The following is a 7385-nucleotide window of genomic DNA, read 5'->3' as shown; positions in this document are numbered from 1 at the left end:
GTCCGGGAGTGGGGCCGTGGCAGGGGCCGCTGCCCGACGACACCCGCTACGACCCGGAGTTGCTGCGCCTCGGTGACACTCGCAATGTTGTTGACCCGTACCGCTATTGGACCCGTGAAGCCATCGTCGCCGACATCGACGAACGCAGGCACCCGCTACATGTGGCGATCGAGAACTTCGGCAACGACGCCAACATCGGCGCGGTCGTGCGCACCGCGAACGCCTTCGCCGTCGACACGGTGCACATCGTCGGCCGTCGACGCTGGAACCGGCGCGGAGCGATGGTCACCGACCGGTACCAGCGACTGCGCCACCACGAGACGACCGCCGACCTGCTGGCCTTTGCCTCAGCGGCGGGGCTGACCGTCGTGGCAGTCGACAACATCCCCGGGGCGTCCCGCATCGAGGACGTCCGCCTGCCTCGCGATTGCCTGCTGATCTTCGGCCAGGAGGGACCCGGCATCACCGCCGAGGCGACTGCGGGTGCCCACTGCACAGTGTCGATCGCCCAGTTCGGCTCCACCCGCAGCATCAACGCGGCGGTCGCTGCCGGAATCGCCATGCACACCTGGATCCGCCAGCACGCCGATCTCGACCGCGCCTGGTAACCCGACATCATTTCGAGGCCGCAGCAGCAACCAGACCGCCACTGCCGCGGTGAGCAGCAGCGCCGCGCCGACGCCGGACGCGATCGCCAGTCCGTGCGTGAACGCCGACTTCGCGGCGGCGAGCAGTTCGTTCGCCTGGTCGGCGGGTAGCTCCTCGGCCACTTTGATTGCCCTCGGCAGCGAGTCGCGCGCCCCGTCGGCCGCGCCCGCAGGCAGGCTCGGTGCGATCACCACCGTCCGGTAGACGGCGGTGATGATCGAGCCGAGCGTCGCGATGCCCAGCGCCATGCCGAGTTCGTAGGCGGTCTCGGAGACCGCGGCCGCCGAGCCGGCCCGCTCCTTCGGCACGCTGGCCAGGATGACGTCGCTGGCAACGGTGAACGCCAACCCGAGCCCGACGCCGACGACAAACAGCGCGATGCCCAGCGGCAGGTACGGCGTGATCGGCGTGAACAGCCACAGCGACGCCATCAGGGAGGCCATCGCGACCCCGACCAGTGTCAGGCCCGTGGTGAGCACCAGACGGTGCGAGACGTAGCGCACCGCGACGCCGGCAAGCACGCCGAACACCGTCGCCGTGACCGCGGCGGGAAGTTCGGCCAGCCCCGCCTTGAGCGGTCCGTAGCCGTGCACGAGCTGGAAGTACTGCGACAGGAAGAACACCAGACCGGACAGCCCGAGGACGGACAGCAGGTTGGCCGACACCACGCCGGAGAACACCGGGTTGCGGAACAACCGGACGTCGATCAGCGGGACCGGTAGACGCAACTGGCGCCGCACGAACAACGTCAGCGCCACGGCGCCGACAACGGCGGCGAGGACGGCGTCGATCCGCAGCCCGTGGGCGAGAGCGGTGAAGCCCTCTTTGATTCCGTAGACCACGCCGAGCATCCCGACCATGGACAGGGCGACGCTGGGCAGATCCCACGGGCCGGGTTCGGGATTGCGGTGTTCGGGCAGCAGCACGATGCCGCCGACGAGCAGGACCAGCATGACCGGGATGTTGATCAGGAAGACCGATCCCCACCAGAAGTGCTCGAGCAGCACACCGCCGACGACAGGACCCAGCGCGGCGCCCGCCGAGAAGGCCGATGCCCACACGCCGACGGCGATGCTGCGCTCCCTGTTGTCCGGGAACAGGCCACGGATCAGCGCCAGCGTGGCGGGGGCGAGCGTCGCACCGGCCATGCCGAGCAGCGCCCGCCCCACGATCAGCATCTCGGGCGAAGACGCATACGCGGTGATGGCAGAGACGATCGCGAATGCCGTTGCGCCGGTGAGCAGCAGTTTCTTGTGGCCGATGCGGTCACCGAGGCTGCCCATGCTGATCAGCAGCGCGGCCAGCACGAACGAGTAGATGTCGCCGATCCACAGGATCTGGGTGCCGGTGGTGTTGAGGTCGGCGCTGATGAAGGGGGTCGCCAGAGCGAGGACGGTGCCGTCGATGCCGATGAGCAGCACAGCCATGGTGAGGATGCCGAGAGCGAACCAGCGGCGGTTCATGATTTGAGTACTCCGTTGAGCAGTAGGTCGGTGATGAGTCGGTCGAAGTCGCGGCCGGCGACGCGGCCGGCGCGGATGGCCCATTCGGTCGCGCCGAAGAGGCTGTAGAACGCTTCGGTGAGCCATGCGGCGGTCAGGTCGGGACGGAAGTCGCCCTCGCGTTGTCCGCGCTCGAACAGCGAGGTGATCTGGTCGTCGATCTCCCGCCACGCTTCGATCGTGTTGTCCAGGTCGAGTTCCTGACTCTGGCTGTACAGCAGCGCGAGGTAGGGAGACACCGGTCGGCAGGCCCACACCAGGCGGCGCAGCGCCTCGACGGCGGATCCGTCCTGCAACCGGACATTGGTGAGCACCTCGCGCATCTCGGCGACGGCAAGTTTCTCGAGTGCCTCCATCAGGGCGTGCCGCCCGGCGAAGTGCCGGTGCAGCGTCGCCCTGCTGACGCCGGCGGCCGTCGCGATCTCGTCTTGGGTCGCGTTGGGGCGACGCCCGAGAAAGTCGGCCGCGGCGCGCAGCAACTCGTCACGGGTCGAAGACATCAGACAAATATAGCTCAAATGAGACAGATATGTCTCATGGCTTCGGGGCGGCCGGTAGGGCAGGATCATCACCATGGATCAGTTGTGGGCCAACCGCGCCGCCAGCGCGGAAGCAGCGATCGCGAAGCGCCACGTCAAGAAGCTGTGGGGCCTGCCGGGTACCCAACTCGGTGTCGTCGCCTGGCCTGCTGGCCAGCAGCACCGGCGGTTCGGCACCTGGCACTACTGGTGGCAGGCGCATCTGCTGGACAACCTGGTCGACGCGCAGGTCCGTGACCCCCGACCCGAGCGTCTGGAATCGATCAACCGCCAGATCCGCGGGCAACGGCTGCGCAATCTCGGTCGCTGGGTCAACGACTACTACGACGACATGGCATGGCTTGCGCTGGCGCTGGAGCGTGCCGGTCGGCTGACCGGGGTCGGCCGACCGAAGGCGCTGGAGAAGCTGTCCGAACAGTTCCTCAATGCGTGGGTGCCGGAGGACGGCGGTGGAATTCCCTGGCGCAAGCAGGATCAGTTCTTCAACGCCCCGGCCAACGGCCCGGCCGGGATCTTTCTCGCCCGATACGAGGGCCGGTTGAGGCGGGCGCAGCAGATGGCCGATTGGATCGACGAGATACTGATCGATCCGGAGACCCATCTGGTGTTCGACGGCATCAAAGCCGGGTCGCTGGTGCGCGCGCAGTACACGTACTGCCAGGGGGTGATCCTCGGGCTGGAAACCGAACTCGCCGTGCGCACCGAGGACGCCGAACATGCCGAGCGGGTGCACCGCCTGGTGGCCGCCGTGGCCGAGCACATGGCGCCCGACGGCGTGCTCAAGGGCGCAGGCGGCGGTGACGGGGGCCTGTTCAACGGGATCCTGGCGCGTTATCTGGCGCTGGTCGCCACCGTGCTTCCCCGGCGCGGTCCCGATGACGAGAAGGCTTGCCAGACTGCTGCTTCGGTGGTGCTCGCGTCGGCAGAGGCCGCCTGGGAGCATCGGCAGACCGCCGAGGACCTGCCGCTGTTCAGCGCGTTCTGGGATCGCGAGGCCGAGCTGCCGACAGCCGGGTCCAAGGAAGCGGAGTTCGTTGAAGGAGCGGTCAACTCCTCGCAGATTCCGGAGCGTGATCTGTCGGTGCAGCTGTCCGGGTGGATGTTGATGGAAGCCGCCCACGCCGTTGCGGGCACTGTCCCTGACGGAGACTCCGATACGTGAGTGAGCCGACGACCCAGCGGGGTTTCCCGCTGCTCCCGTCGCGGCTCAATCGCGGCAGCAAAGCCACCAAGACGACGGACAACACCGCCGCCGCCTTGTTGCTGGCGGCCACCGTCGTTGCGATTGTCTGGGCGAATTCGCCATGGGCACAGAGCTATTCGGCGCTGCTGGACACCCACCTCGGTCTGACCGTCGGTACCCACCACTTCGAGATGACCGTCAAGCATCTAGTCAACGACGGCCTGATGGCCTTCTTCTTCTTCATCGTCGGCCTCGAGGTGACCAGGGAGTTCACCATCGGTGAGCTCACCGACCGGTCCCGGGCCGCGGTGCCGGTGGTCGCCGCGGCCGCCGGGTTGGTGATCCCGGCTCTGGTGTTCCTGGCGTTCAATGCATCCGGGGAGAACGCCCACGCCTGGGGAGTGGTGATCTCCACCGACACCGCGTTCCTGGTCGGCGCGCTGGCCATCATCAAGCCCAAATTCCCTGCCCGGGTGCGGATCTTCCTGCTCACCCTCGCGGTGGTGGACGATGTCGGTGCGCTGATCGCGATTGCGGTGTTCTACTCGGACAACATCCAGGTCGGCCCATTGGTGGTCTCGGTGATGCTGATCGTGGCGCTGGCGCTGGTGCGTTACCTGCCGATGGGGGTGCGCGGACCCGGGTATGCCGTGCTGGGCGTGGCGCTGTGGGTCGCGCTGTACCTGGCCGGAATCCATCCGACACTCGCCGGAGTCGCGGTGGCGCTGCTGATTCCGGTGTTCACGCCGGAGCGGCGACCGGTCGAAAAGGCCGTCGACCAGATCCGCGCATTCCGGCAGTCACCGAACTCCGAGTACGCCCGCGCAGCGAGTCGCTCACTGCGCGAGTCGATTTCGATCAATGAACGACTGCAGACGACGGTCGGTCCGACAGTCGGGTTCGTGATCCTCCCGCTCTTCGCACTGGTCAATGCCGGCGTGCGACTCGACGCGCAGAGCCTGTCGACGGCGCTTCGGTCACCGCTGACGTGGGGCATCGTCGCCGGCCTGGTGATCGGCAAGTTCGTCGGCATCACCGGAGCCACCTGGTTCATGCGGCGCACCCGACTCGGGGAACTTTCGCCGGGGCTGACGCTGCGCCGCATCGCGGGTGGGGCGGCGCTGTCGGGGATCGGTTTCACCATCTCGCTGTTCATCGTCGACATCGCGATCGCCGAACCCGACCGGCAGGACCAGGCACGCATCGGTGTGCTGGCGGCCTCGATCATCGCGTTCGCGCTGGGCTGGACGATCTTCCGGGTCACCGACTGGATCAGCCCGCCCGAACCGGTCGGGTTGAAGCTCATTCGTCCGATCGACCCCGAGCGTGACCATGTCCGCGGCCGCCCCGACGCACCGCTGACGCTGGTCGAATACGGCGACTTCGAGTGCCCGTTCTGCAGTCGGGCCACCGGGGCGATCGACGAGGTGCGGGCACATTTCGGGGACGAGCTGGGTTACGTGTGGCGGCACTTCCCGCTGGAGCGTGCGCACCCCCGGGCCTTCGACGCCGCGCGGGCCAGTGAGGCCGCGGCGCTGCAGGGCAGATTCTGGGAGATGGCCCATGAACTGTTCGACCATCAGGACGATCTCGAGTGGTCGGATATGTATCGCTACGCGGTCGCCGCGGGATGCGATATCGAGCAGTTCGACCAGGACGTCCGGGTGCACGCGTCGAAGGTGCTGCACCGGGTGACCGACGACGCCGAGGACGCCGAGGCGATGGACCTCAGCGCCACGCCGACGTTGTTCGTCAACGGCATCCGGCACCGGGGGCCGTGGGATGCCGCCAGCCTGATCCGCGCGCTGGAGGAGAAGAGGAGCTGAGCCGTACCGGTCAGGCCGTGGGCTCGCCGGACTCCATGGGGGGAGTCGGGATTCCCGCCGCCTTGGCGGCCTTGCGCCTCTTGTACCACTCGTAGGCCATCGGCAGGACCGAGAGGACGACGATGCCGATGACGATGGGTTCGAGCAGGCTCTGGATGATCTCGAATCGGCCGAGCCAGTAGCCGAGCAGCGTCAGGCCGATGCCCCACACCGCCGCCCCGACGGCGTTGTACAGCGTGAACACGCCGTAGTTCATCTTCGCCGCACCCGCGGTGATGGGCGCGAGCGTGCGCACGATCGGTACGAAGCGCGCGATGACGATGGCGAACGGGCCGCGCTGTTCGAAGAACAGGTGGGCCTCGTCGAGGTACTTCTGCTTGAGGAAGCGCGCGTTGGGCTTGAACATCGCGGTGCCGACGTTGCGACCGATCCAATAGCCCACCTGGCCGCCCAGGACCGCGGCGATCGGGATGAACACCACCAATTGCCAGAGCTGGAAGTTGGCGTCCACGGTGCCGTCCTGAGCCGCCGCAGCAGTGCCGGCGGCGAGCATCCCTGCCACGAACAGCAGCGAGTCGCCGGGCAGGATCGGGAACAGCACCCCGGATTCGACGAACACCACGACCAGCAACCCGATCAGCGCCCAGGTGCCGAAGTAGCTGAGGAGGTTGATCGGGTCCAGGAAATCGGGCATCAGTGCGAGATTGTCGACGACCACGGAATCCAAGGATACCGGCGCATGATCTCGGGGCCCGAATCACGCGCATCCGGGATTTCCCGCTGGCAGGTATTCATTTGTGCCTGGTGTCGTGGATATCGTCGATTTCATGCCCGATAGCACCCGCACCCACGCCGCCGTCCAACTTGCCGCGGCCGGCGAAGCGCTCACTCTGGTCGACGTCGAGACCACCCCGCCCGTGCGGGACCACGTCCGCATCGACGTCGCCGCCTGCGGCGTCTGCGGAACCGATCGGGAGTTTTTCGCCGGTCACTTTCCCGGTTTGCAGTGGCCGCTCACGCTGGGGCACGAGATCGCGGGCACCGTGGCTGAGGTCGGGGACGGTGCTGAGGACTTCGCGGTCGGCGACCGGGTGGCCGTCGGGTGGTTCGGCGGCAACTGCAACCGATGCGTGCCCTGCCGCAGGGGTGCGTTCATGCAGTGTGAGCGGCTGCAGGTGCCGAGCTGGCACTACCCGGGCGGCTACGCCGAATCGGTGACGGTGCCGACCACCGCGCTGGCGCGGATTCCGGACGGCTTGTCGTTTGTCGAAGCCGCACCCATGGGTTGTGCGGGGGTGACGACGTTCAACGGGCTGCGTCAGACGCGCGCGAAGGCCGGTGACCTGGTTGCGGTCCTCGGTGTCGGCGGGCTGGGTCACCTCGGGGTGCAGTTCTCCCGGGCGATGGGATTCGAGACGGTCGCAATCGCCCGGGGAACCGGCAAGGTCGAGGAGGCCACGCAACTGGGGGCGCACCACTACATCGACTCGACCGCGCAGGATGTCGCCGCCGAACTGCAGAAACTGGGCGGCGCCGCCGTCGTGCTGGCCACCGCGAACAACGCCGCGGCGATGGCCGCGACCGTCGGGGGCCTGGGTCCCTCCGGTGAACTGGTCGCCATCGGGGTCACCCCCGAGAATCTGCCGATCAGCGCGCTCGACCTGATCAACTCCGGGCTGTCGGTGAC

6 protein-coding genes and 1 pseudogene are annotated in these 7385 nt (G+C 67.6%); 4 read left to right on the top strand and 3 right to left on the bottom strand.

The genetic code is table 11. From position 1 onward, the window contains the following. On the top strand, positions 1-608 hold a 608-nt coding region (locus tag WA965_RS03465; protein ID WP_526447071.1), incomplete at its 5' end, for a TrmH family RNA methyltransferase. Here the strand turns inward: WA965_RS03465 and WA965_RS03460 are convergent. Next, a pseudogene (locus tag WA965_RS03460) lies at positions 498-2111 on the bottom strand (MFS transporter); the annotation flags it as partial. The gene WA965_RS03465 and the pseudogene WA965_RS03460 overlap by 111 nt on opposite strands. Further along, complete coding sequence (locus tag WA965_RS03455; protein ID WP_526301918.1) at positions 2108-2650, bottom strand: TetR/AcrR family transcriptional regulator; 543 nt, start codon at positions 2648-2650, stop codon at positions 2108-2110. The gene WA965_RS03455 and the pseudogene WA965_RS03460, both read right to left, overlap by 4 nt. Positions 2651-2723: 73 nt before the next feature. Between WA965_RS03455 and WA965_RS03450 the strand changes: the two genes are divergently transcribed. Together WA965_RS03450 and nhaA are read left to right on the top strand one after the other, a co-directional pair. After that, complete coding sequence (locus tag WA965_RS03450) at positions 2724-3851, top strand: glycoside hydrolase family 76 protein (protein ID WP_526301917.1); 1128 nt, start codon at positions 2724-2726, stop codon at positions 3849-3851. Further along, a complete protein-coding gene (gene nhaA / locus WA965_RS03445; RefSeq protein WP_526301915.1) occupies positions 3848-5698 on the top strand; it encodes a Na+/H+ antiporter NhaA in 1851 nt (616 codons plus the stop codon). Before WA965_RS03450 ends, nhaA begins: the two co-directional genes overlap by 4 nt. A 10-nt stretch (positions 5699-5708) precedes the next feature. Here the strand turns inward: nhaA and WA965_RS03440 are convergent, their stop codons facing one another. After that, positions 5709-6392 (bottom strand): VTT domain-containing protein, encoded by a 684-nt coding sequence (locus tag WA965_RS03440; RefSeq protein WP_526301926.1) that lies wholly within the window; start codon positions 6390-6392, stop codon positions 5709-5711. Between the two features lie 133 nt (positions 6393-6525). On the opposite strand from WA965_RS03440, the gene WA965_RS03435 reads away from it, so the two are divergent. Beyond that, a partial coding sequence (locus WA965_RS03435; protein ID WP_526447069.1) for an alcohol dehydrogenase catalytic domain-containing protein occupies positions 6526-7385 on the top strand: 860 nt, incomplete at its 3' end.

Source organism: Mycobacterium sp. (assembly GCF_049683935.1).
Lineage (GTDB): Bacteria > Actinomycetota > Actinomycetes > Mycobacteriales > Mycobacteriaceae > Mycobacterium.
This window is presented reverse-complemented; position numbering and strand designations above follow the sequence as displayed.